This window comes from Halobacteriovorax sp. HFRX-2_2 (genome assembly GCF_043196705.1).
In the GTDB taxonomy this organism is placed as follows: domain Bacteria; phylum Bdellovibrionota; class Bacteriovoracia; order Bacteriovoracales; family Bacteriovoracaceae; genus Halobacteriovorax_A.
Window position 1 is genome coordinate 35,663 of sequence record NZ_JBEBMT010000002.1, and the last position, 23,706, is coordinate 59,368.

Annotated in this window: 20 protein-coding genes; 11 read left to right on the forward strand and 9 right to left on the reverse strand. The window is 35.6% G+C overall.

The genetic code is table 11. The features are described from left to right. The 9 genes from ABMA79_RS05345 to ABMA79_RS05385 form a co-directional block, all read left to right on the forward strand. The coding region (locus tag ABMA79_RS05345; protein WP_393090903.1) for a UvrD-helicase domain-containing protein at nucleotides 1-3,061 on the forward strand (3,061 nt) is incomplete at its 5' end. A gap of 77 nt (nucleotides 3,062-3,138) precedes the next feature. After that, the gene (locus ABMA79_RS05350; RefSeq protein ID WP_393090906.1) at nucleotides 3,139-3,852 is read left to right on the forward strand and encodes an outer membrane beta-barrel domain-containing protein; all 714 of its coding nucleotides are present in this window, start codon (nucleotides 3,139-3,141) and stop codon (nucleotides 3,850-3,852) included. Between the two features lie 11 nt (nucleotides 3,853-3,863). Further along, entirely contained in the window at nucleotides 3,864-5,258 is a 1,395-nt protein-coding gene (locus ABMA79_RS05355) for a hypothetical protein (RefSeq protein ID WP_393090908.1), read from the forward strand. Beyond that, complete coding sequence (locus ABMA79_RS05360) at nucleotides 5,255-8,083, forward strand: hypothetical protein (RefSeq protein WP_393090910.1); 2,829 nt, start codon at nucleotides 5,255-5,257, stop codon at nucleotides 8,081-8,083. Before ABMA79_RS05355 ends, ABMA79_RS05360 begins: the two co-directional genes overlap by 4 nt. Next, nucleotides 8,083-8,970 carry a tetratricopeptide repeat protein gene (locus ABMA79_RS05365; RefSeq protein ID WP_393057128.1) on the forward strand — a complete coding sequence of 296 codons (888 nt, stop codon included), beginning with the start codon at nucleotides 8,083-8,085 and terminating at the stop codon, nucleotides 8,968-8,970. Before ABMA79_RS05360 ends, ABMA79_RS05365 begins: the two co-directional genes overlap by 1 nt. Then, a complete protein-coding gene (locus ABMA79_RS05370; protein WP_392858094.1) occupies nucleotides 8,970-9,230 on the forward strand; it encodes a hypothetical protein in 261 nt (86 codons plus the stop codon). The genes ABMA79_RS05365 and ABMA79_RS05370 overlap by 1 nt, the downstream gene beginning before the upstream one ends. Nucleotides 9,231-9,239: 9 nt before the next feature. Continuing rightward, complete coding sequence (locus ABMA79_RS05375; protein WP_393057130.1) at nucleotides 9,240-11,126, forward strand: AgmX/PglI C-terminal domain-containing protein; 1,887 nt, start codon at nucleotides 9,240-9,242, stop codon at nucleotides 11,124-11,126. 159 nt (nucleotides 11,127-11,285) lie between these two features. Further along, the gene (locus tag ABMA79_RS05380) at nucleotides 11,286-12,047 is read left to right on the forward strand and encodes an outer membrane lipoprotein-sorting protein (protein WP_392858100.1); all 762 of its coding nucleotides are present in this window, start codon (nucleotides 11,286-11,288) and stop codon (nucleotides 12,045-12,047) included. A gap of 1 nt (nucleotide 12,048) precedes the next feature. Beyond that, nucleotides 12,049-13,332 carry a hypothetical protein gene (locus ABMA79_RS05385; protein ID WP_392858102.1) on the forward strand — a complete coding sequence of 428 codons (1,284 nt, stop codon included), beginning with the start codon at nucleotides 12,049-12,051 and terminating at the stop codon, nucleotides 13,330-13,332. A gap of 38 nt (nucleotides 13,333-13,370) precedes the next feature. On the opposite strand, the gene ABMA79_RS05390 is transcribed toward ABMA79_RS05385, so the two are convergent. From ABMA79_RS05390 to trxA, 5 genes are all read right to left on the reverse strand, one after another. After that, on the reverse strand, nucleotides 13,371-13,880 hold the full coding sequence (locus ABMA79_RS05390) for a biopolymer transporter ExbD (protein WP_021268040.1): 510 nt from the start codon (nucleotides 13,878-13,880) through the stop codon (nucleotides 13,371-13,373). Between the two features lie 21 nt (nucleotides 13,881-13,901). Then, entirely contained in the window at nucleotides 13,902-14,429 is a 528-nt protein-coding gene (locus ABMA79_RS05395; protein ID WP_392858104.1) for an ExbD/TolR family protein, read from the reverse strand. Nucleotides 14,430-14,431: 2 nt separating this feature from the next. Beyond that, nucleotides 14,432-15,082 (reverse strand): MotA/TolQ/ExbB proton channel family protein, encoded by a 651-nt coding sequence (locus ABMA79_RS05400; protein WP_021268125.1) that lies wholly within the window; start codon nucleotides 15,080-15,082, stop codon nucleotides 14,432-14,434. Nucleotides 15,083-15,193: 111 nt separating this feature from the next. Then, nucleotides 15,194-15,775, reverse strand: coding sequence for a D-sedoheptulose 7-phosphate isomerase (gmhA, locus tag ABMA79_RS05405; protein WP_392858107.1), 582 nt, complete (start codon nucleotides 15,773-15,775; stop codon nucleotides 15,194-15,196). A 45-nt stretch (nucleotides 15,776-15,820) separates the two neighbouring features. After that, the gene (gene trxA, locus ABMA79_RS05410) at nucleotides 15,821-16,144 is read right to left on the reverse strand and encodes a thioredoxin (protein ID WP_103217620.1); all 324 of its coding nucleotides are present in this window, start codon (nucleotides 16,142-16,144) and stop codon (nucleotides 15,821-15,823) included. A gap of 196 nt (nucleotides 16,145-16,340) precedes the next feature. Here trxA and ABMA79_RS05415 point away from each other — a divergent pair, with 196 nt between their 5' ends. Further along, entirely contained in the window at nucleotides 16,341-16,838 is a 498-nt protein-coding gene (locus tag ABMA79_RS05415) for an RDD family protein (RefSeq protein WP_392858109.1), read from the forward strand. On the opposite strand, the gene ABMA79_RS05420 is transcribed toward ABMA79_RS05415, so the two are convergent. Next, on the reverse strand, nucleotides 16,835-17,302 hold the full coding sequence (locus ABMA79_RS05420; protein WP_393090913.1) for a GAF domain-containing protein: 468 nt from the start codon (nucleotides 17,300-17,302) through the stop codon (nucleotides 16,835-16,837). The genes ABMA79_RS05415 and ABMA79_RS05420 overlap by 4 nt on opposite strands. Nucleotides 17,303-17,375: 73 nt before the next feature. Here ABMA79_RS05420 and polA point away from each other — a divergent pair, with 73 nt between their 5' ends. Then, entirely contained in the window at nucleotides 17,376-20,030 is a 2,655-nt protein-coding gene (gene polA, locus ABMA79_RS05425) for a DNA polymerase I (RefSeq protein WP_393090916.1), read from the forward strand. On the opposite strand, the gene ABMA79_RS05430 is transcribed toward polA, so the two are convergent. From ABMA79_RS05430 to ABMA79_RS05440, 3 genes are read right to left on the reverse strand one after another with little or no spacing between them, the layout of a single operon-like run. Beyond that, a complete protein-coding gene (locus ABMA79_RS05430; protein ID WP_393090919.1) occupies nucleotides 20,022-20,504 on the reverse strand; it encodes a hypothetical protein in 483 nt (160 codons plus the stop codon). The two genes, polA and ABMA79_RS05430, sit on opposite strands and share 9 nt — an antisense overlap. After that, entirely contained in the window at nucleotides 20,492-23,122 is a 2,631-nt protein-coding gene (locus ABMA79_RS05435) for a hypothetical protein (RefSeq protein ID WP_393090922.1), read from the reverse strand. Before ABMA79_RS05435 ends, ABMA79_RS05430 begins: the two co-directional genes overlap by 13 nt. A gap of 56 nt (nucleotides 23,123-23,178) precedes the next feature. After that, complete coding sequence (locus tag ABMA79_RS05440) at nucleotides 23,179-23,703, reverse strand: hypothetical protein (protein ID WP_393060560.1); 525 nt, start codon at nucleotides 23,701-23,703, stop codon at nucleotides 23,179-23,181. Nucleotides 23,704-23,706: the final 3 nt, after the last annotated feature.

Consider the following 23,706-nt stretch of genomic DNA (forward strand, 5'->3'; position numbering starts at 1 on the left):
CGCTCTTTTTGAAGCAGGTAATACTGATATTCTAGGTCAACTTAAGTCATACCTTTCTAAAATAGTGGTGATGACGTTTACAAAAGAAGCGGCCGGAGAGTTACAGTCTCGTATGTTTGATCGTTTTTCAAATGTAGACGATATCACAAAGAAGAAAATAATTGATGAAGCACTAGAGTCTCTTGGAATTTCAACTATTCACAGTTTTTGTTTAAAGTTAATTAAACGTGGTTATATTTTTGGTGCACCTGCAAATCTTGATATTGTTGATCGTTTCAAAATTAATGTGAAAATTGAAGAACTAACCAAACAATGGTTCGCTCGTAACTTGAAAGAACAAAAGATTGAGATTTTCTTAAAGAATATCGATGCCCTAATCAGTTCGATGCAATTTGTTTTCGCTAGTCCTGAGTTAAGGTATGAATGGTCTAGTATCGATGTGAATGATGTCTCGTTCAATGAGAGTGAGTATTTCGATAATATATTAGGTTTACTTGGTTGTAACGAAGTCTTCAGTAATCACTATTCAAGCGATACATACTCTGATGAACATAGCAAGAAAGCTTGGTGGAAACACCTTAGTGCGTCTGAATCTTTTTTCTTGTCTAAAAATTATAGCTGGGAAAATATAAAACGTTTTTGTGAAATCTATAAGTCTAACAAACCTCGAAAATCGAAGGGAATACCTTTAGAGGTTGGAGAGCTTATTGATCAATGTAACTCTCTATTGAAGTTCTATGATAAGGAATCTGAAAACTACGATGCTTTCTTTGAAAATAAAGAAATATATCGTGAGTGGCTAACTCTATATAAAGAGTTATTTAATTATATTGAAGAGCATTATTATAATTATCCTGGTATTGATTTTTCGGATATTGAATACTTAACACTTAAGTCATTAGAAGAGAGCGAAGAGTCACGTAGGCTATGCCAAGAAAACTTTGATTATATTATTGTCGACGAGTATCAGGATACCTCTCCAGGCCAGTATCAAATTATTAAACATGTTATTGGTGAAAATTTTAATCGCTTAATGTGTGTTGGAGATAGAAAGCAGGCCATCTATGGATTTAGAGGTGGGGAAATTGCTGTTTTTAATCAAACTGAAAAAGTTATTCCTCAAAATCTTTATATGTCTAATAACTATCGATCTGAAGAAGCTGTTGTAAATTTTAATAACCAGTTCTTTGAAACGATTTTTGGCCTAGGGGAAAAGTATCAAGGTCATGATCAGTATAGTGTAAAAGTGGATTATCAAAACTTTCCAGATGTAAAAGAAGCAGGGCTTGGAACTGTAAAAGGTCACAAGGTAAATTTAGAGCTTGAATTAGAAAAGAAGTCTTCCACTGTATATGACAATATTGAAGCTGCAGCAATTTGTGAGCTAATTAAACAAAAGCAGAGTGAGAATCCTAGTGAAGAGATATGTATTTTGTATCGTACTCTTGCCCCCTCAAAGCAGCTGATCTCTAATCTTATGTCGGCTTCAATCCCATTTGTGGCCCAAGTTAAAATTCCATATGGTGAAGATCCTCTTGTTATTATTTTTAAGGCCTTTGTGAATTTCTTAATTGAAGGTGTTAAAGAAGGTGCTGACGAAAAGAGGCTTCAGGCAATAGCTCGATACTATAATTTTATTATTGAAGGTGTTTGTAGCCACTACTATGAATCATACAAAAGTGTAGATGTATCAAATTTAATAAAGATGAAAGATACTTATCTCAATAGTAATATTGAATATGCATTTTGGTCATTTGTTTTTGACCTAGGTCTATCAAGCTCTGCTTACAAGAATAACTCCGAAAAAATAAATGGAATTATTGGAGGAGCAAAGGGTGATATTGATCAAATATATAAAATTCTTAAATCTCTAGAGAAGGACTCTTACAGTGCGAGCTTTTCTTATCTTTCTCAACCGAAAGTGAGAATTATGACGACACACGCTTCTAAGGGATTAGAATTCGATACGATCATCTTAGGTGGTATTCACACAAATGGACGTACTGTTGTGGATAAATCAAAGTTTGGTGCACTACCTGGAGCATTGTCTTGGAGTGCTGATATCAATAGTAAAAAGTTGAATTCATCACCTAATCTGATTTTAGAGAAGTTAATAAAGAAGCAAAAAGAGTTCTCTGAATCGAAAAGACTCTTCTACGTTGCCTGTACAAGGGCCGTCGAAAATATTGAATATTTCGATATTAGTATTAATGGTGATGATGTTAAGCATTCGGATAATAGTTGGATTGTCCCACTTAGAAATTATCAAATGAAGGCAGTTTCTCTTGATAGCTTTGAGTTAGAATATAAAGTTGCTGAAGCAACGCGACCACCAATTTACTTTATGGATCCTTTAGGAGTTAAGAATATTGAAAACAAAGTGGATATCGGTCTAATTTCTGAGCTTTCAGTTACTAAATTATCAGAACTAGCTCTTTGCTCTAGAAAATTCTACTTAAATCAGGTTTTAAAATTAGAGGATGATCTCAAAGAGTTTGCAAAAGAAAAAGAAATTGAGCTACCACATATTCAAGGTATTTCAGATGTTGATCGTGGAAACCGACTTCACTTTCTTGTGGAAAATTTAATTAAAGGACGAGATTTAAAATTCAATAATACTGATGAGGTTGAAATTGTCGGTTGGGTAGGTGATGAGATTAAAAAATCATCCCACGATAAAATTTTAAGTGAACACCAAATTAAATTCTCTTTCTTTGGCCAGATGATCACTGGAATTATTGACGGACTCCTTTATCAAAATGGTCAGGTAATAGAAATTTGGGACTTTAAGTCAGGTTTAATTGATGATGATAAGTTACGATCATACTTCTTCCAATTAAAGACATATGCGCTTGGTCTGGTATTAGTTGGTGAGCAAGTTACTGAAAAAATTAAGTTAAAGGTTCTCGCTCTCGATCAAAAACGTGTGATCGAGGAAGAAGTTTCAGTGGCCGGCCTTGAAGCTGACTTATTTGCGACATGGCGAAACCTTACTGACTTAGTCGGAAAAAGGATTCCACACTGTTCATCATGCACGTATGGAAATTTATGCCACCAATAAGCGACTTAAATTGTAGTTAACATCTTATGTTAAAATAATCTCTGTAAATCCAACTATTTGAAAGGCAGGACGCTAAAATGATTAGGATGATCTTTGTATTATTTTTAACTTTTATGACGATTAAAACTTTCGCAGCAGAAAGTGATCTCTACAATTTTTCATGGCTAGATAAAGATAAAGAAATTTACGTACTTCAAAATCGTAAGTTCAAAAAACAGCAACGCTTCTTTGTGAGTGGGGGCTTTGGTAAGACCCTTTCTGGTGCATTCGTTGACTCAACTTCAATGCAGTTAAGAGCTGGTTATTTTTATAGTGAAGAACTTGGTGCCGAATTTATCTATTCTTCAAATTCAGGTGAAGAAAATGATACGGCCGCTTCAGTTAGAAATAGTAACGGTGGAGGAAGTGGTTCCATTCCATTTAGAAGAATTGTAAATGACTATATTGGTGTTATGGCAACTTGGGCACCTTTCTATTCTAAAATTAATACATTCAACACTATTTTATATGTCGATTGGATCTTTGGTCTAGGTTTCGCAAAACTTAACGAAACAAATAACGGTCCAGAGGTTAGGGCCGGATCTCCAAACCCTGGTCTAACGATTGACGAGTCTCACACAGGACTAATGTGGGATGTTTCAACTAAATTCTATATTAATCAATCTTGGAGTATTAGAGCAGATATAAACGGAATCCTATATCAAGCAGCACCTGCGAGGGAATCTGGTTCAGAGAGTGATCAACTATATTCAAATATTGATCTTACTTTCGCTGTTCAGTTTGACTTATAAAGGAAGCTATTGTGTTTAAGAAAGCGCTTATAACATTTCTAATATTGGGTCAGGCTTACGCTCTTGAGTCAATATGGACTGATTTAACGAAATCAAAGAATCGTATTACTCGTTATCCAAATATCATTAAGCAATTAATTGATAAAGAGATGTATCACACAGCAGTACCTTATGTGAAAGAGTACTTGGTTACATACAAAGGAAGAACGAATAAGAATTTCGAATATCTTTTTGAGCAAGTTGTATCAAAGGTAGGGGATAGACAGTTTATTCTGTTACCGGAGAGCTATCTTAAGAATATTGATTCCCCAACACTAAAGTACTTACTTGCAAAAAAACAACTTAAGAGAAGAAAGTATAAAGAAGCATTACAAACATTAAATGGAACAATCCCATCGGCCCACCCGGTTAAACCATTTGCCTTACACCTTGAAGGTGTAGCGTTTACGATGCTAAGAAGTTTTAAAGCAGCAGTTGGTGCATTTGAAAATTGTATTGATCAATCTACAAGTAGTAATGATGAAGTTCGTGCAAGGCAACTACAAATTAATCAAGACTACTGCTTGGCCGGTATCGCTCGAGTAAAGTATGAGCAAAGAAATCTAGAAGCTTCAGAACTTGCCTTTATTGATATTGATAAAAGATCATATATATGGCCTGAGTTACTAATTGAAGAGGCTTGGAATAGTTATTACAAAGGAGACTATAACAGGACTCTTGGTAAGCTTGTAACATACAAAGCTCCTGTTCTTAGTTACGTTGTAAATCCTGAGATTAATGTTTTAAAAGCGCTTAGTTATTATAAATTATGTCTTTATGATGATATGTCCAATATCATTGATGATCATTACAAAGAATTTGATAAGTCTAAGCAAGTTATTGATAAGATGCTTGCTAAGAAACACTCACTTGAGTGGTACTTCAAATTTATCAATAGTTATGTTGATGGAAAGAAGTATTACGATTCATTAACGAATAAACTTCTTGAGAACGTAAGAAAAGATCCAGCATTCATCCAGCTTTATAAGAGTTATAAAGATGGACTGAGAGAAATTAAATCAATTAAAAAAGTTAGAAATAGAAGACTGAGAAAGATTCTTGCAATCAACCTAAAAGATTCACTGTTTTTACAGCAGAAGCTTATCGGGTCATATGTAAAGAAGGTTTTTAAGTTAACTTCTGCTCAGTTAGAAAAATCATTTGTTGGTTTGAGTTACTTAAGACTCGAAGCTTTAAATGCAAGAAAAGCGCGTTTATATAGTGGAATTACAGATACGGGTGCAAGGGGTGACATTAAGTACCTTAAGAGAAACTCAAAACAATACTTTTGGTCATTCAATGGTGAGTTTTGGGCCGATGAATTAGGTGATTATGTATTTGCTCTTCGATCGGAGTGTCAGAAATGATTAAGGTTTTATTATTTGCAACTCTAATAAGTTTTAATTCTTTTGGTATCAAACTTAATACCAAAAGAGATCGTATTGTTTCAGTAATCGATATGGAGCTTAAAGAGCTTGTACGTATGAAACGATATTCAAAAAATGATACAATGCTCGATTTACGTATGGCCGAGCTAAACTTAGAAAAAGGGCGTATCATTCGTGAACAAGAGAATGAAAACTTCTTCAATTTAGACATTAAGGATAAGAAGCGTATTGATCGCAAGAAGTTCTTTGCTGAATCTAGCTCATACTATAATCGTGCGCAACAAATTGGTCTTGCAATCTTAAAAAAGAGACCAAATGCAAAGGCCCGCTCACATATCTACTATATCCTTGCCTATAATGAACTTGAAAATGTTCAAATGGATCGCGCAAAGTCATTATTTGTTAAGTCCGTTAAATCGGCGCCAAAGAATGACCTAATTGGTGTAAAGTCTCGTCTTGCACTAGGTGATATCTACTATCGAGAAGGGGACTTTAATAAGTCTAAGAGATACTACGATACTGTCATCTATAAAATTAAAGATGATAAATGGTATACAAAGTACTTATACAACCTAGCTTGGTCAAACTTCAGAGTTGGAAAGAAGAATACTGCGATTAAGCAGATGAAAGAAGTTCACAGCCTATCTAAGAGTCCAAAGTATATTGATAAGAAAGATATGGCCGGACGTGATGTCGGTTATTTCTATGCTGATAAAGGCGACACAAAAAGAGCTCTTCAGTTTTACCAGAATGAGAAAGGCACACCTGAGAAAAACTTCTATGATATGGGAATGTTTCTTCTTGATAAACAAAAGTACTCACAAGCCGCTGGCATGTTTAAGTCTGCCTTTAATGGAAAGAATGAAGAATATAAGGCGAAGTCTTTAGTTCAACTTCTACAAATTTACGATAAGTATAATAATAACAAGAACTTTCTTGTTTTCGCTCGAACAATTACTAAAACAAAACTGAATCCCGAACAAAGAAAAGAAGCACTTTTTTATGTAACAAAGAGGGCAGCTCATCTTCAAAAAGAATTAGGGATGTCACATAATAAAAAACGTCCAAAAGTTATGAGGTTTAAAGGGCGTATTGCAGCAGAACTCTACTTCATTTCTCAGGAAGTTGACCCTAGCTTAAGTGAGAGAGCTCTCTTCTACGCAGGTGAGTCTTACTATGCAGCAGCTGAGTATAAGCAAGCACTCTTTATGTATGACAAGGTTATTTCTTCGGATAAGACGGATAATGTATACTTTAAACGCTCTCTGGCAGGTATGATTGTCGTACTAAATGATAAGAAAACATCTGCATCAATTAGATCAAAGTACTTTGAAAAAGTTTTTTCAACATATATTAAGCATGAGGACTCAAAGGTAAAAAAGAATAAGGCCGTTGAAAAACTATTCTCTTATTATGTCGATGAACAAAAAGACGCGAAGAAGGCGCAGAACTTATTCTTTGTTTATGCCAAGGAAAATCCAAGAGCAATTTCAAAGAATGAGGCAATGATTGGCCGAATTGTTGATCTACATAAGTCTCAAAAGAATAAATCAGAGCTTATGGGCTTTGTTGGTGAATTAAAGTCAACAGGGATCCCTCTTAGAAGAGGCTTTATTACTCATTTAAATAAAATTATTCTTGTTGCTCAATTCTCAGATATTCAAAAGGCGAACCAAAAGGGTGATAAGGTAACGGCATTAAAAGGTTACTTGTTTATCTATAAAGATAAAGAGAGTACTGCTGAGGCCAAAAGAAATGCTGCTTATAATATTGCGGTTTTATTCTATGAATCAGGTAATGTGGATCTTATGTCTAAATGGTTAGATCGTGCAATTGATGAAATGCTTGTTTCTGAAATTACGAAGTTCTACGAATCATTTAATAGCATTATTAGTGAATTGTTTTTAAGACAAAGAGTTGATGCTGGTATGGGCCTAACTCAGAAGTTATTATCGAAAACATGTTCGATTAGAGATAAGAATAAAGAAGGCCTGCTTAAGAACTATATCGTCATGGGACTTGCTACTCGAAAAGATAGTGCTGCTGTTAGCTTTGTTGATGAACAATCTAAGTGTCGATTCAAGAATTCAACTTTGTTAGCATCATATGAGCAAATCTTTGATTACTATATTGATTTTAAATTACTTAGTAAGGCCGATACGATATATCGCCAACGTTTAAGTGCTTATACAAAGAGTCTATACAAAAAGTCGGAGTATGTAGGGAAACTTTCGAAGCTTTCGAGATCGCAGAAGAATAACTCACGTTATGCAGGAGAGCTAAGCTATATCTACCGTAAGGTGAAAAAGAAGAAGAGTCTAGCAATTGAAACAATTGATGAAGTCGCACTGATGGAAGTTGATAAGTTAGAAAATGAAGTTAATAACTTTAATTCTATCTCACTTAGTTTTCCAGAAAGTAAGTTTAACAACACGATGAAGTTAAAGTTTAATCGCTTAGATCGTATTCAAGGACAGGTCGCAGAAATCGTAGCAATGGGTTCTGGTGAGGCAATGGTTAAGAGTTACTCTCTTTTAATTAACTCTTTTGATCAATTCTCATCTGATGTAGGTACTTTCTCACCTACAGGTAAGTCTGCTGAATATGTGAAGTCTTTTAAGGCAAGTATGGCCAATGTTTCAGCAAACCTCGCAACCAAGTCACGTCAGTTAAAAAGAGAATTAGATAACCTAATTAATAAGAACGACGTTCTAACGCAAAATTTTGGGACGTTGTCTCGACAAGGCCTGGGTCTTCCAACGATGACAGGGCCTGTCTTAATGGATAAGAGGGGGAATCGTTAATGAAGTATTTAGCTATTCTTTCAATGCTACTAATGGTTTCTTGTGCTTCTTCGAAGAAGGGGACAACTCAGCAACTAGAAGATGGTGAGCAGATCGAAAACCTAACAAATGCTGATTTTAAACCAAAGAGTCAGATTCGCTATAATGCAGAAGCTGATTATCATTTAATTAATGACTTAGTTGATGATGTTCTAGAAGATGAGTCTCTGGACAAGGTTAAGTTAGATAAACTAGAAGAAATCGATTCTAAGAAAACGGGACTAGTTGGTCTTTGCTATATGGGAAATACGAAAGAAGGACTAGCTCAACTTGATCAAATGTATGAGAAGTACAAGGCCAATCCATCGTATTGGAATCAACAAGGTATCTGTTCTTATAAGTCTGGCAATAAGAGACTTGCAAAAGTGTACTTTAATAAAGCGGTTGCTTTAGACGATAAGTATATTCCAGCAATTAATAATATTGGTGTCGTCTATGTAGACGAAGATAAGGATGCGAAGGCCATTGCTGCCTTTAAGCAAGTTCTGATTCTAAAAAAGAATAATAAGACGGCAATGTTTAATCTGGCCAATATCTACATTAGATATGGACTGTATTCAAAGTCGATTTCACTACTTAAGCGTCTATATTCAGTGAATAAGAATGATCGTGATGTTATTAACTCATTAGTATATTCATATTTATTTGATGCTAAACCAAAGTATGCTTATACAATTCTTAAGGAAATGAATTCGGATTATATTGATATTCCAAGTCTTAAAATTGCTCTTTACTACTCTTTGAAGCAATTAAAGAGTGAACATGCAATTACAATACAAAGTGATTTAGATAGTACTGATATGAATGCTAAGGATAAGGCCTTCTATCAACAAGTTAGGAAGATGTAATGATGAAAGTATTAATGTCTGCCATTTTATTACTATTTGCTACTCATGCTTATGGACAGAAGTCTGTTAAGGAAAAAGTAGTTTATAAATATAAGAAGTTTGAACAATTTAATCTTGAAGAGATTAGTGTTGATGGAGAACTTGGAGCGCCAGGCGAGATCACTGTGTCGAGTCGCTACCTTCGTCAATTTAAAAATAAATTACCTTCAAAACCAAATTTTCATCTTGAAATGATGAAAGGTTTGGATCGTATACGCTAGGGAGTAGAAGTGGATCAAGGAAGATCATTTTATTTAAAAGGTAAAAAAGATATTCGTCTACCTCAGAAGAATCGTATTATTTTAGGAGCAAGTGACTCTTGTGATGTGCGTATGAGAGGTGCTGGGATTGATGATATTCATTGTCTAATTGAATTTGCTGACAAGGTATCAATCTATAGTATGTCTTCTTCAAAACCAGTATTAGTTAATGGTGAAGAAATTGTTACAACTGAACTTAAGGGTGGGGAGTCTATTACAATTGGTAATTACTCATTCACTTTTGATTCAACTGCTCAACTCCCACCACAGCAACTAATTCATCCACAAGAGGTTGTGAAGAATTTACCAAAGCAACCTAAGTTTAATGATGAGAGAATAAAAAAAGATGAAGAGTATCAAGTAAATTATCCTCTAAGTATTGATGATAATGTGAAATTCTCTGAGTATATATTTGAAGAACCAGATGAGATTTATCCTATCTTTAAATATAGTATTGATAAAGAAGCAGCTGAAGTCATTATTCTATTTAATGGGAAAATCGTTTCATTAGATTATATTCCTCACAAAGATGGGAAGTTCTATTTAGTTGGTTCAAATGCTCGTGGGAATGATATCGAATTCCCATACCTAGGTAAGAAAGATAAAGTTGAACTTCTCGATATTAGAAAGAATGATGTTGCAGTTGGAACTATTCCTGGATTTGAACATCGTACATTCTTAAATAATAAAAACGCTAAAAGCTCACTTCGTCGTGATGATATCCATATTTTTGAAAAGGATAACTTAAAGGTTTTCATTAGAGGAACTGAAGCTCCTCCAATCGTTAAAACGGCTCCGATCTTTAGACGTGATAAAGAATTAAGAAAATATCTTATTTTCTGTCTTCTTTTCTTTATCGTTTTTGCAGCTGGAATGCTGAATTTTAAAGTTGATAAAGAAATCGAAAAAGAGAAGGTTCCTGAAAGAATCGCAAAAATTCTTTATCGACCAAAACAGCTTCGTGTCACTAAGAAGAAGAATGTTGTTAAAAATGAAGTTAAAAAGAAAGTTGAAAAGAAAGCACCAATTAAGCAGGCCGTCTCTAATGTTGAGAAGCCAAAGAAGGTGACAAAGAGCAAGGGTGATCCAAGACAAAAGTCTACGTCCACTCCTAAAAAAGGGAAGGCAAGACAAGGGAAGCCAAATGATAAACAAGTTGTTAGGCAAAAGAAAAAGAAAGCATCTAAGCCTGCACGTACAACAAATAAGAAAACAACAGTGAAGAAATTGGCGACAAATAGAAAAAGTCGCGGGAAAGTTGATGTCTACAAATCAACATCTTTTACATCTTCAATGAACTCTCTTATGGCCAAAGGTGGTGCTCTAAATTCTTTTAAAGCAGGCTCTGGTGCAAGTGAAAGTTTTGCAGATGATAACTCTGCATTATCAACTGGAGATTCTGCACAAGTTCAAAAAGCAGATGTTAAGGCAGAAGTTGGATCACTAAGTAGTAAGACGAGTGGAAAACTTTCATCATCGTTTGGAACAGATGGACTTGTTCAGAAGAAACAAGTTTATATTGCAGGTGTACCATATCGTGAGGTAATTTTAGGTTCTATGGATCGAAATGATATCATGAGAATTCTTATGGAAAACGTTCCACAGTTTAGATACTGTTACCAAAAAGAACTTGATGTACAACAAAAAGGTATCTCGGGAGTTCTTGGAATGGAATTTGTTATCGGTGCCTCAGGTAACGTGACAAAAGCAAGTGTTGCCAAAGCTGACCGCGGTGTTCCGCCAAGTGTTAAAAATTGTGTTGTAAATCACTTAAAAACGATTCAATTCCCACGACCAAAAGGTGGGGCCGAAGTTGGTGTTCACGTACCACTTAACTTAAATTCAAGCGCTTACTAAATTCATCAAAAAATGCTAACGCCCCTTGTTGTAAAATAAGGGGCATATTTTCAATAATTTAATGAATCCATTGTCATTATCACGAGTAAATGTTCAATCATTGTGTTGTGAATGCTACTATCTGATGGGAAAACATACCGAAAAAACACGAGGTTTCTAATGAAGATAGTTAAACTTTTATTAATGTTATTAACACTTTCTGTATTTGCTAATGATAAAGGCCTAGAGATTGCTAGGAAAATGGATCAAGCGAATAAGGGTTATATTGGTGACACGTCAACGATGGAGCTTGTCCTAGTTGATTCAAGTGGTGTTGAAATTATCCGCGAAATGCTAGGGGCATCAGGGGAATTTGATGGTGTTGATAAGAGCTTAATGGAGTTTAAAAAACCATTAGATGTTAAGGGAACTAAGCTACTTACTTGGACATGGAAAAATGAAAAAGATGATGACCAATGGCTTTATCTTCCGTCTTTAAAGAGAGTTAAGAAAATCAATTCACGCTCAAAGGGGAGCTCATTCATGGGTTCTGAATTCTCGTTTGAGGATATCGGTGGTCAAACAATTGAAAAATACAATTATAAATATCTAAAAGATGACAAGGTTGCAGGACAAAAAGTTTGGGTACTTGAAAGAGTTGCAAAGGCAAAGAGTTCTTACTCTAAGGTAGTTCTTTATGTTTCTCAAAAGTACTTAGCACCAGTTAAGTCAGAGTATTACAACAAAAGAAATGAACATATAAAAACTTCTACAATGGATGACTTCAAATCTTACACTGTTGGTAAGAGAAAGATGTGGCGTGCTAATAAAATTCTTATGCTAAATCTTAACAATAAGAAGCAGTCGATTTTTAAGTGGAAGAATAGAGTTATTGGTAAGGCCGTTAATGAGAATGATCTTACTAAGAGGAAGTTAAAGTAAATTGAAAACACTAATATACGGATTAATCACAGGTGCACTTACTCTATCAAGTCTTAGCTCTCTAGCTGATGGTAGAGGAGAGGTTTCATTAAACTTTAGAGGTTATGTTGATGATGCTCAAACTCTTTTAGGAGAGGATCAACCAAATGAACTGGCCTTTGTTAAAGTTGCTCTAGAAGATAGAGGTGACTGGAGCGGATGGGAGTATAATCTTTCTCTTATCGGCCGTGCTGATGAGAAGTACCAAGACAATAGCTATGTTGACTTCAATGAGTTTAATATTGGCCGTAGTTTTGGGAATTGGCAGGCATCAGTTGGTCAGCATATGTTTATGTGGTCACGTCTTGAAGCATATCATGTTGTGGATGTTATCAATTCTCGTATCAACGACGGTAATATTGAGAGATTTGAAAAACTTGGTGAAACTTCTGTTGTTCTAAGTCACTACACAAGTATTGGGACGATGAAGTTTATCTATATGCCATATTTTAAAGAAGGTTTCTATCCTGATTCTAAAATGAGAATCTTTGATGGCCTTAGTCCTCAAAAACAAAATGTTGTTAAAGGTAATAAGATAACGGACTCAGACGAAGATAATCAATTTGATCAATTCGCAGTTTACTATGCTCATCAGTTTGGTGATCTAGACTTAACTGTCTTTGCAATGGATCATATCGATCGTACTAGACCTATCTTTGCAGCTGCATCAGTACCGGATCTCTTAGCAGGAAATATCAATGCGTATTATCTTGATGTTGCTGATTATGGTACTGCTGCTACTTATTTTTGGGGTGAGCAAACATTTAAATTTGAATACCTTTATTCAGACTTTAACGTAAATGATTCAGTGTCAATTATTGATTATACTGGTGGGCAAAGAGAGATCTTTAATTATCAACTAGCTTCTATTGGTCATGAGTATACTTATAATTACGATAATAACTGGAGTTCAGGGTTCTATACTGAATACCAACGTGTTCTAGGTGTTGGTAAGGATAAGAGAAGCCAAGCTCAAATCTTTCAAAATGATCTTTTTATTGGTCATCGCCTAGCTCTAAACGACGCGTACTCTAATGAGTTTATGCTAGGTCTTTATATTGACCTTGAAAGAGCAGGGGAGACTCTATACTACTTAAGTTATGAGCGTCGCCTAAACAATGCTTGGAAGATGAAGTTAAATTTCCGTGGAGTGACTATCGGAGATGATGCAAAAGCTGATAATCGCGGACTGTACGTCCTTGATGGGGATGATGAGTTTGGCGTTACATTAACGAGATTTTTCTAGTTTGAATAAAAAAGGCTCCGAATGGAGCTTTTTTTATTCTACTCTTGTCCTAAAACAACGAATTTATACTGTTGAAACCCTGCCTCAGCAGCAGTGTGCATAAGCTTCTTAACATAGTTATACTTCAACGACTTATCAATGACGAGATTCACAATACCCGAGAACTTTTTCGCATTAGGTGTCATTTTTGCAAGATCATCAATTTCTTTCTTCTTAGCAACGAGCTCATTATAAAGTGGAACAATAAGCTTCCCACCTTGAGAGTAGAGTTGTCCTTTGAAAGTCTCAGTATTAAGGACTTCTTTATCATCAACCCAAACGATCTTTGTCGAAACCTGGACAACAACACCTTGCTCATTGATAGACTTTGAAGCAGAGTGTGGGATTGTAATATCTTTTGGAATATTAAGAATTACACCTGTTGTATCATAGCTTCGAATTAGGAATACAAGAAGAATAACAAGAATGTCGAGAAGGGAAGTGATATCAATATCAAATGGTTCCTTCTTTCTTCTAATTCCTCTATTTCTAATTGAACGATTTCTCATAATAAACCTGATTCTTTATTTCTACGACTGCGTATCGCCAAAAATAATATTGTTAAATAGCTCAAGAACTTTTACGTCCTGTCCATCTCTCTTTGTCCAAACTTCTGGGTCTGTTTTCTTGATATCGCGAACAGCATCCATAATCTTAATTAATTCTTCGTAAGAGATATTTGCATTAGGGATAAAGATAACTTCTTTTTCATCCACATATCTCTTCTTAAGATCAATTAACTTTTCTCTTAGTTTGAATAGATCGTACTCACCATCAGCTGTTTTACCGGCCGTGAAAATACGTCTCTCATTTGGTCCAGAGTGAAGAGTGATATTACTCGTGTTAATCTTTAGAGTTAGGTCTAATCTTTCTTTTTGCTTCTTTGGTGGAGTTGAGTTTGAAATGATAGGAACATCAGAACCAATCTCATAAATTCTCACAAAGTTTGCAGACATTAAAAGAAAGAAGATAAAGATGAAGACCGAATCTAAAATTGGAATTAGATTCAGTCTCTCAACTTTCTTATTCTTATATTTTCGACTCGGCTTTCTATACATAATTACTTACTTTCTTCTGTATTTAAGATGTCCATTAACTTAACTGAATACTCATCGATCTCATTGATGATCTTCTCTGACTTTGAACTTAGGAAAGCGTGAATGATCATAATTGTGATAGCAACTAGTAGACCTAGGAATGTCGTGTTCATCGCTTGTGAAATACCTTTTGCAAGAAGCTCTGCTTTTTGCGTAGGGTCTGCAGCAGCAACGGCCGCAAATGAAGCGATTAGACCTTGGATCGTTCCCAGTAGTCCAAATAGTGTTGAGATATTTGCAATTAGCTGTAGGTAGTTAAGTCTTAGTTCTACTTTTGGAATGACTTCTAAAGCTGTTGCATCGATTGCATTTTGAATTTGCTCTGGTTTAGCAGAAGCTCTTTCAAGTCCACTTCTTAATACCTTTGGTAGGGCAGCGCTTGATCCTGAACATACACGTGAGGCACCCTCAACATCATTTGCCATAATATAGCGACGAAGTTCATTCATAAATGAAGCTCCATCAACATCAAATTTAAAGCTTAGTTTAAAGAATCTTTCTAATCCAATAGCTAGACCTACTGCCCAGATAAAGAGAATGATCCACATGAAGATTCCACCGTTTTGAAAAAAAGCAGCGATCGTGTTTACCGATGATACAGCTGTGCCTTCCATTTATAGCTCCTTAAAATTATGTACTAACTTAAGAATATTTTAACTCATATTCGCGTCAAGCACTTGATTTTAAAGACTTGGAATAAACTGCCGATTCTTTCTCGTAATTCTTTAGTAATTTTGAGGGAAAACTTGGCGCTCAATTCCCTCTATGAACGTATGAATAATTTTAATATGCATTTCTTGAATTCGATCAGAAAGATCAGCTTCAATAACGATAGGGAAGTCCACAAGATCCTTCATTTTTCCACCGCCTTTTCCAAGAAGACCGACAACTTTCATCCCTTTTTCATGAGCTGATTTTACGGCCTCAAGACAATTTGGTGAATTACCTGAAGTTGAGATGGCAAGAAGGACATCTCCTTTGTGTCCATGGGCCTCAACATATTTTGAAAAGATATATTCAAAACCATAGTCGTTGGCCACACATGTGATATGAGAAGAGTCGGCGATAGCAATAGCTGGCATTGCTGGGCGATCTTTACGAAAACGTCCTGTTAGTTCTTCTGCGAAGTGCATAGCATCGCACATTGAACCACCATTTCCACAACTAATAACACGTCCTCCACCTTTTATGGCCGTAACCATTTCATTAATCGCTTTCTCCATAGTGGCGAAGTTTTCTTCGTTAGCGATAAATTTTGTTAGAGTTTCTTGTGCGTGATTAAATGCGTGGGAAATAAAATTAGACATAAATTCCTTCTCAAAAAAGAAAAGCCTCTATCGTAGAGGCTTTTATTACATAAGTTCTTCTAAAGACTTCTTAATTTCTTCTTTTGTTTGAACACCAACTAGAGTCTTCGTTGCTTGACCGTCTTTAAAGAAGATCATTGTTGGGATCCCTCTAATTCCGTATTGTTGAGCAAGTTCTCCGTTGTCATCAACGTTCACTTTTAAGATTGTTGCAGTTTCACCAATTTCTGATGCTACTTCGTCAAGTACTGGTCCAAGTGTTTTACAAGGTCCACACCACTCTGCCCAGAAGTCTACTAGAACTGGCTTCGCGCTTTTTAGTACATCAGATTCAAAATTTGTTACGTCAGTTTTACCAACAGTACTCATATAATTATCCTCCAGAGCGTATGTGCTCTATTTAGTCTCAGTCTAAAGTTATATATTAAAATCCTATTTTTGGCTATTAATCAAAGTCTATTGACTGATAGAGAAGTTAAGCATTTCTTTAGTTAATATCTATTGTTTGGACTAGGTGCAAAAAATGCCTTGTTTTCTAATAAAATTCATAGGATAAGATAGTTATATGGATAGAAAGTACCTTTTAAAGTCGGCCATTAAGGTTGCACGTTATTCACGCATACTCGCTAAGGCAATTGACCTTTTTATTGTCGTCGTCTTGTCTCTATTCTTATATCCAATTGGTATTCTTCTTTCGATCGTCTATCTAACTTTTGCTGACTCAATTCAAAATGGACAGTCTGTTGGTAAGAAGTTTATCGGCTTTAGAGTAATTTCTTTAGTTGATGGAACACCTTGTTCACTTAAGCAAAGCTTTATTAGAAATCTCCCTTTTATCATTCCATTAGTATTTGCCATCATTCCTGTAGCTGGTTGGTTTATGGCCGTCATTGTAGGAATTCCAATTGTGGGGATAGAGCTATATCTCCTTTATAAGCTTGATTCGGGGCATCGCTTAGGTGATGTTATGGCCGACACTACTGTTATGGCAAATGACGATACAATGCTTGCAATTAAGAAGCGTAAAACAAATTGGTTTGAAGACCAGGGGACTCAGGCTTAGGCAAAAACAGTATTGATAATCTCTTCTAAATTAGATTTATCAATTTCATTGAAGCTTGCAAGTGAATCGCTATCAACATCAAGAACTGCAATTAATTTTTTATTTTCAAAAACCGGAATAACAATCTCTGACTGACTCTTTGGGTCACAAGTGATGTGGTTGGCAATTGCATGAACATCTTCAACGATTTGTGTTTCAAGAAGTTGAGCAGCAGTTCCACAAACCCCCTTACCAAAAGGGATGCGAAGACAGCCAAGAGTTCCTTGGTATGGGCCAACGACAAGCTCTTGTTCTTTATTTGGGTCAACCATGTAGAACCCGCACCAGTAATAATGGGAAAATGCCTGTTTCAAAACACAAGAGATTGTGGCCATTTTTGCAATTGTGCTACTTTCGCCTTCACAAATAGCAAAGATATCTCGCTTTACTCTAGTATAAATTTCGATCTTTTGTGCATTGTCCATAATCGATTCTCCACATTAATCATTAACAGATTCAACATAATTGGCTAGATTTATAGCATAAATTGGAGATTATATGTCAAAGAAAAGATTAATCGTCGTCGACGTCAGTAACTTTATATTCCGTGCATTTTTTGCAATTCGTTCAATGAATGCGCCAGACGGAACACCTGTTAACGCCACTTATGGTGTGCTTTCAATGCTATTGAAAATTATGGCCAATTATAGGCCAACTCATATGCTTCTTGCTCGCGATACTTCGGGCGGATCTTTTAGAAATGAACTTTATGATCAGTATAAGGCCAATCGTTCTGAGCCACCTGAAGAACTTGTCCCTCAGTTTGCACTCATTAAAGAACTTATCGACAAGATGGGTCTTCTCAATGTTGCAAATGAAACATATGAGGCCGACGATATTATTGGCTCAACTGTTGTTCAATGGAAAAATGACTTTGATGAAATCCTAATTGCCTCAGGTGATAAGGACCTTATGCAATTTGTTGGTGACAATATTAAGATGCTCGATACGATGAAGGATGTTACTTACGACGAAAAAGGTGTCTTTGAAAAGATGGGTGTACGCCCAGATCAAATCGTTGATTACTTATCAATGGTGGGAGACACTTCGGATAATATTCCAGGAATGCGTGGTATTGGTGCAAAGGGAGCTGCAAAGTTACTTGCGGAGCATGGAACTCTTGAGAAGTGTTTTGAAGTTTCAGATACATTTAAAGGTAAGAAATTAACAACTGCTTTCACTGAACATGTTGAGGATGCAAAGCTCTCAAAAGAACTAATTAAAATTGTTACAGATATTGATTTAGAATGTAAGGCAGAAGATTCTGAGATTAAGTTCTATCCTTCAGAGGAGCTTCTAACTTTTCTAAAAGACCTTGGTATGAATTCAATGATTAAGAGAATGGAAGATCTTAAATACCAACTTTCTATTGCTAATGGTGAGGAAGGGGAAGGTGAAGAGCTAGCATCTCCATTTGAGCATAAGGTTACGACTCTTGAGGAATTTAAGACGATTATTAAAGATCAAATGGCCCTTGCAGTCCAAACAGAGTTTGATAGTGAAGATATTCATGCTCGTAATCTTGTAGGCTTAAGTATTTCATTTGATAATAATTCTTACTTTGTCGAAGTTAATGATTCTAATGAAAAAGAGTTACTAGAGTTAATCTGGGGTAATGAGTCGATAGAAGTGTATAGTGAACACTCAAAGCGTGACTACTCTCACTTACTTCGACGTGGACTAGAGTTTAAGGCCAAGAATTTTGATGTTACTTTGGCCCACTATAATGTAAGCCCAAGTACGAGACATAATCTTGAAGTTATCGCATCTAATGTAAATGTAAAGGTAACGACTCTTGATAAAAAGACTCCTTTTATTACCTCACTTGAAACGAGTGAAGATAAGGCATCTTATTCGGGCCTAAGATCAATTGCAGTCTTTAGGCTTGCAAATCATTTAAAAGAAGAGCTTAAGGAAAAAGAACTCGTTAGTGTTTATGAAGATATCGACAATAAGCTTATTCCAATCTTAGCTGAAATGGAGTTTGAAGGTGTGCACTTAAATAAAGAATACCTTTATGAAATGGCAAAAGATCTACAAGAGTCTTTAGATAAAATTCAAAAGAAAGTTGATTCATATTCAATGAATGACACAATTAACTTGAATTCTCCAAAACAAGTAGGGGAGTTCTTATTTAATGAGTTATCATTCCCTGTTGTTAAGAAAACGAAAACAGGTTACTCAACGGATTCTTCTGTACTAGAAGAGCTTGATTCAAAAAATATTAATGAGGTCCCAGGTTTAATTCTTCAGTATCGTGAATTAGGAAAGATTCTTTCGACATATGTAAAGGCCCTTCCTGAAATCGTAAATCCTAAAACAGGCAAGGTTCATACAAGCTTTAATCAGCACGTTGCTCAAACTGGTCGACTTTCAAGTGTGAATCCGAACCTACAAAATATTCCAATTCGTTCTGAAACAGGACGACTTGTGAGAAAGGCATTTATAGCGACACCTGGTAACTTACTTTTAGCTGCCGATTATTCTCAAGTAGAACTTAGAATCCTTGCTCACTACAGTGAAGATCCAACAATGATTAAGGCATTCAATGAAGACAAGGACATTCACGCACAAACGGCAAGTGAAATTAATGGCATTGCTCTTGAGGAAGTTACAAGTGATGAGCGTTCAAAGGCAAAGGCCGTAAACTTTGGTCTTATGTATGGACAGTCTTCATTCGGTTTAGCTTCGGCCCTTAAAATCTCTAGAAAAGATGCTAAGGCCTATATTGAAAAATACTTTGAGAGATTTTCAAAGATCAAAGGCTTCTTAGATGGACTTAAGGAAGATGCTGAGAAAACAGGTTATTCAATTACAATGTATGGAAGAAAGAGGTTCCTTCCAGATATTCATTCTAATAATCGCACAGTCAAAGCAAATGCTGAGCGTATGGCAATTAACTCGCCAATTCAAGGGACTGCAGCTGATATCATCAAGTGTGCAATGATTAATATCGATGCAGAAATGAAGAAGCGTGGACTAAAGTCTAAAATGATTCTTCAGGTACACGATGAGCTTATCTTTGATGTTCTTGAGTCAGAGCTTGATGAAGTGAAGACTCTTGTCAAAGAAGGCATGGAAAACGTCGTCGAATTAAAAGTTCCACTAAAAGTCGATCCTGCATTTGGTGTTAACTGGTACGATCTAAAATAATTGTGCAGTATATATTTCCTCTCCGCAGTAAATAAGCTCTGGAGAGGAAAATGTATCAGCATATCCTCTTTTAAAAAAAATAATTGCATCGTGCTTATTCGGGCACAAATCTTTATAAAGTAATTTCTTAATTTCCATCGAGCGACTTGAGACAAGATCATAGGGAGAGTTGTAGTTGATTGAGATAAAATCTGCTGTGTAAAGGTAAGTGATAAATTCATCAAGAGTTATCAACTCATTTGGATGAAGATAGGTTGTTATATTATTGAAGATAAATGTAGAGTTAACTGAATCAGAAAAACATTCATCACAAATAGCTTCTTCAATAACGTCTGAGCTTTGGCCATCAAGACAGCCAATATTAGAACACTCTAGGTGTAGCTCTTTTGTAAAATCTGGTGTCCAAATAATATTAACACTTAATGCATAAGTACTAATAATTGGTAAGAAAAATAATAGTATTATTGCTCGCATGATGAAAATAACCTCGCAAAATTTTGCTCCACCCTAACAGTTAAATCATTTTTACATTCTCTGACTTTAAATTTGTAACCATTTACAACTCTCTTTGAGGCGAATATTGTTAAGTTTTTCTCAAGAACTGCCTCTATAGCTAGTTTCTCATCTTGATTACTTAAACAGTGGTTTCCATTTAAAAGAGTCGAACGGCACCTCTTAGGAATCTCACCAAAGCGTTGATAAGTCGTTTTAAGTTTTTCTAAGTCTAGCTCCCATCTTCTAGGGATATTATCAAAATCAGTTAGGCCCTTGTATAAGCTATATAAAGCTCTTGCTACATAGAAGAAGGGTCCAAGTTTTGAATTAAAATAAGTAAGTGTATTTGAAATACCTTCAAAGTTGATTCGACATGCAGCACATGCCGCTCTACGTGTTGGGTCTTGTGAAGACACGTCTGAGCCACTATTGGCAATGACGTCACCACCGCTACGATCAAAGCAAGCACCAACAGAGATGCCTCTGAAATGATATAAATTCGTTGGACTCTTAGTACTACCTGTAATTGAAAGGGCACAAGGAACTCCAATTAATGGCCCAAATTCAGTAATTAGTTCAACGTTAACTTTTGATTTTTCATAGTCTTTATTAAATTCAATTTGGCCATCTTTAATCATCTTATTAAAAGAAGTGACGTAGCCAGGTGTTAAGCTCACTCTTGTATATAGAACACCTGGTGTGAAGAAACTCATCAGTCCCTGGCCAATATCTGACACAAATTGAGTCATGACTTGCTTTGTCTTAAAGTAAGGATCATATACCTTGCAAGAGACACGATCTGCGTATGGGTTAAATAAGTCTGCCGAAGCTTGTGAGAACTTCGCCTTCCAGAAGAGATCACCATAGTAGCTAGCACGAGAAGTTTCAATAATATTGATAATAGATTTTCTTAAGCAATGACTTATTGAGCGACAAATAACGTCTCCATTCTCATACGTTATAAAATCTTGTGAGAGAGCATCACTCTCGTAGTGCTTTTCTGGAAATGTTTCAAAAGTTTTTGCTGCTCTGGTCTTATCGATATACCACTGATGAAAACCTTCGTATTCGATATCAAATTCATCATTCCAAATATTCTTTTGATCTAGACTCTTACAGTAGGCACGAGTTTCATCCATTAGGGATTTATAATAATCGATAACATCATCATAAGGCTTCTTTGAAAAAATAAGGTCAAGGTTATCGATGAGATCTGTTCCTTTAAGGCCTTCAATATGTTTCTTTGTGAAACTAAAGATATCATCCGAGATAACAGAAGCTTCTGCACATAAGTAATAAAGATCATTTTTGATCGTATTACCATCTAGATTTCTAAAATAAAATGCGAGCTGTTCTTTAACTTCTTCTGGCCTAAGGCGATTTCTCACGAGGGAGAAAAAAGTTAATGAATCAATAAGTTTATTTTTAACGTAGTTCTTTGTTTGAGTCTGATTCTTGAATATATGCTCTATCCACTTATCAGCATCGTTATACGAGGCGATATCGAGAATATCTTGATTGACACTGGCAAATGGATCTTTAAGAAGGTCATTTTGAACCCCCTCTGAAATAGGCGCTAAGATGTCGAGTTCTAGAGCATCCTTTTCAAAATTCTTGCGAGAGAATTCTCTAAATGAGTTTTCTGCGAGTCTCTTATTATTACAAGTAGGAATGATATCGCTCTTACATCCACTCGGAGAAAAGAGAATATAATCTTGGGTATTCGAATTTCTAATGATTTGTTCGTACTTAGAGTTTTCAACTTTCAAATTCCTCATTGCCCAAGCGAAATAGAGTTTCATTGAGTTCCAATAATCAAATCCAACTTCTTTTTCCCAATATCTTTCTTTGATTCCCTCGATATCAAACTGGTAACCAGACACTTGTAGGTTATCAATCTGGTCGATATCTTCTAAGCGACAATCAGATACTCTTTCATCTAAATCTAATAACTCTTGTGCGATACGGTTAAGGTCTTGAACTGATGGTTTTTGGCCGAAAAGATTTGCTTGTAGTGGACCAAATTTTTTTATCCTAATGCACTTAAACGTTTCATTTCCTTTGACATATTTTTTCTGAATATAATTACTGTCTTCAAAGCTATCATATAGTCGATGCTTTAACTTATGAGAGTTTGTCCAGAGGGCATCCATGTAATTATTGAGTTTTGGACACTCTAGCTTGCCATAACACTCTTTTAAGATCTTTTGATACTTGACGGGAATATTGTTTTCACTATCTAGGTAGGGGAGAAGTGGGAGTTCTTGATGAATTAGCTTTTGATGAATTTCATAAAGAAGTCGAGTTACTTTATTTCGATAATCCCTAATTAATTCTTTAATCACTTTTGTTTTGTCCTGACCTGTTCGATTTGCTAAGCGATATGCTGCTTTGGCCGGAATCGTATTATTTAAGAAAACAAACATTGATGTTGTTGGTTTCTTTGAATCGATTGCACAGGATGCACGGTTATTTAAGTCGATTGTTGTTAGTGGCGTAATCAAGTCATTTAGTTCTTGATGTTGCCAATCATGCCATTTGATTTTCGCATGGGCGGTAAAAGTAATTAAAAATAGAAATAAAAAACCTCTCATCATAGAGAGGTTTTATAACTTTGAATTTTCCTTAACAATTAAAGAAAAGCTTAATTTTTTTAGCTTCCATTATTTGCTGTACAGCCACTTGCTCTTCCTATGATCGTCGTATAGAAAAGGATCATTGCTTCGTCAGCAGGAGTGAAACCACGGCGTGTATTACCATCTGTGTCAAGTAGACCATACATATAACGATTAATAGCAATGTAAACAGATTTAGGTACTTTAATACGTTGAGTACACTTACCGTTGTAGTATCTAACGTTAACTCCCCAGTATTCTCCGCTGATCTCTCCACCGTATCCTCCAGTGTAGATATTTACACCACTTCCAGCTTGTTGATTCATTCCTTCGCCAATATTAAATCCAACTTCAAAACCGGCAAATTTATTCTCCGTAGAGAAGAGGGTACATTCTCCCTTACGGCAAGAAACTTTAATGTCTTCTTCAATTCTTAGTAGGATTTCTTCATTTGAAAATTTTTCAAACTCAAATTGATCCTCTCCGCCTCCAAACATGTTGTCGACATCATTTGCATACACAGAAGCTGTCATAATTAATAATACTAATAGTAATCTTTTCATCCT

Excerpts from the sequence above, each read along its gene's own strand:
- ABMA79_RS05350 (WP_393090906.1), top strand. The coding sequence starts at position 3,139 with ATGATTAGGATGATCTTTGTATTATTTTTAACTTTTATGACGATTAAA.
- ABMA79_RS05360 (WP_393090910.1), top strand. The coding sequence starts at position 5,255 with ATGATTAAGGTTTTATTATTTGCAACTCTAATAAGTTTTAATTCTTTT.
- ABMA79_RS05365 (WP_393057128.1), top strand. The coding sequence starts at position 8,083 with ATGAAGTATTTAGCTATTCTTTCAATGCTACTAATGGTTTCTTGTGCT.
- ABMA79_RS05370 (WP_392858094.1), top strand. The coding sequence starts at position 8,970 with ATGATGAAAGTATTAATGTCTGCCATTTTATTACTATTTGCTACTCAT.
- ABMA79_RS05380 (WP_392858100.1), top strand. The coding sequence starts at position 11,286 with ATGAAGATAGTTAAACTTTTATTAATGTTATTAACACTTTCTGTATTT.
- ABMA79_RS05390 (WP_021268040.1), bottom strand. The coding sequence starts at position 13,880 with ATGAGAAATCGTTCAATTAGAAATAGAGGAATTAGAAGAAAGAAGGAA.
- ABMA79_RS05395 (WP_392858104.1), bottom strand. The coding sequence starts at position 14,429 with ATGTATAGAAAGCCGAGTCGAAAATATAAGAATAAGAAAGTTGAGAGA.
- ABMA79_RS05400 (WP_021268125.1), bottom strand. The coding sequence starts at position 15,082 with ATGGAAGGCACAGCTGTATCATCGGTAAACACGATCGCTGCTTTTTTT.
- gmhA (WP_392858107.1), bottom strand. The coding sequence starts at position 15,775 with ATGTCTAATTTTATTTCCCACGCATTTAATCACGCACAAGAAACTCTA.
- trxA (WP_103217620.1), bottom strand. The coding sequence starts at position 16,144 with ATGAGTACTGTTGGTAAAACTGACGTAACAAATTTTGAATCTGATGTA.
- ABMA79_RS05415 (WP_392858109.1), top strand. The coding sequence starts at position 16,341 with ATGGATAGAAAGTACCTTTTAAAGTCGGCCATTAAGGTTGCACGTTAT.
- ABMA79_RS05420 (WP_393090913.1), bottom strand. The coding sequence starts at position 17,302 with ATGGACAATGCACAAAAGATCGAAATTTATACTAGAGTAAAGCGAGAT.
- polA (WP_393090916.1), top strand. The coding sequence starts at position 17,376 with ATGTCAAAGAAAAGATTAATCGTCGTCGACGTCAGTAACTTTATATTC.
- ABMA79_RS05430 (WP_393090919.1), bottom strand. The coding sequence starts at position 20,504 with ATGCGAGCAATAATACTATTATTTTTCTTACCAATTATTAGTACTTAT.
- ABMA79_RS05435 (WP_393090922.1), bottom strand. The coding sequence starts at position 23,122 with ATGATGAGAGGTTTTTTATTTCTATTTTTAATTACTTTTACCGCCCAT.
- ABMA79_RS05440 (WP_393060560.1), bottom strand. The coding sequence starts at position 23,703 with ATGAAAAGATTACTATTAGTATTATTAATTATGACAGCTTCTGTGTAT.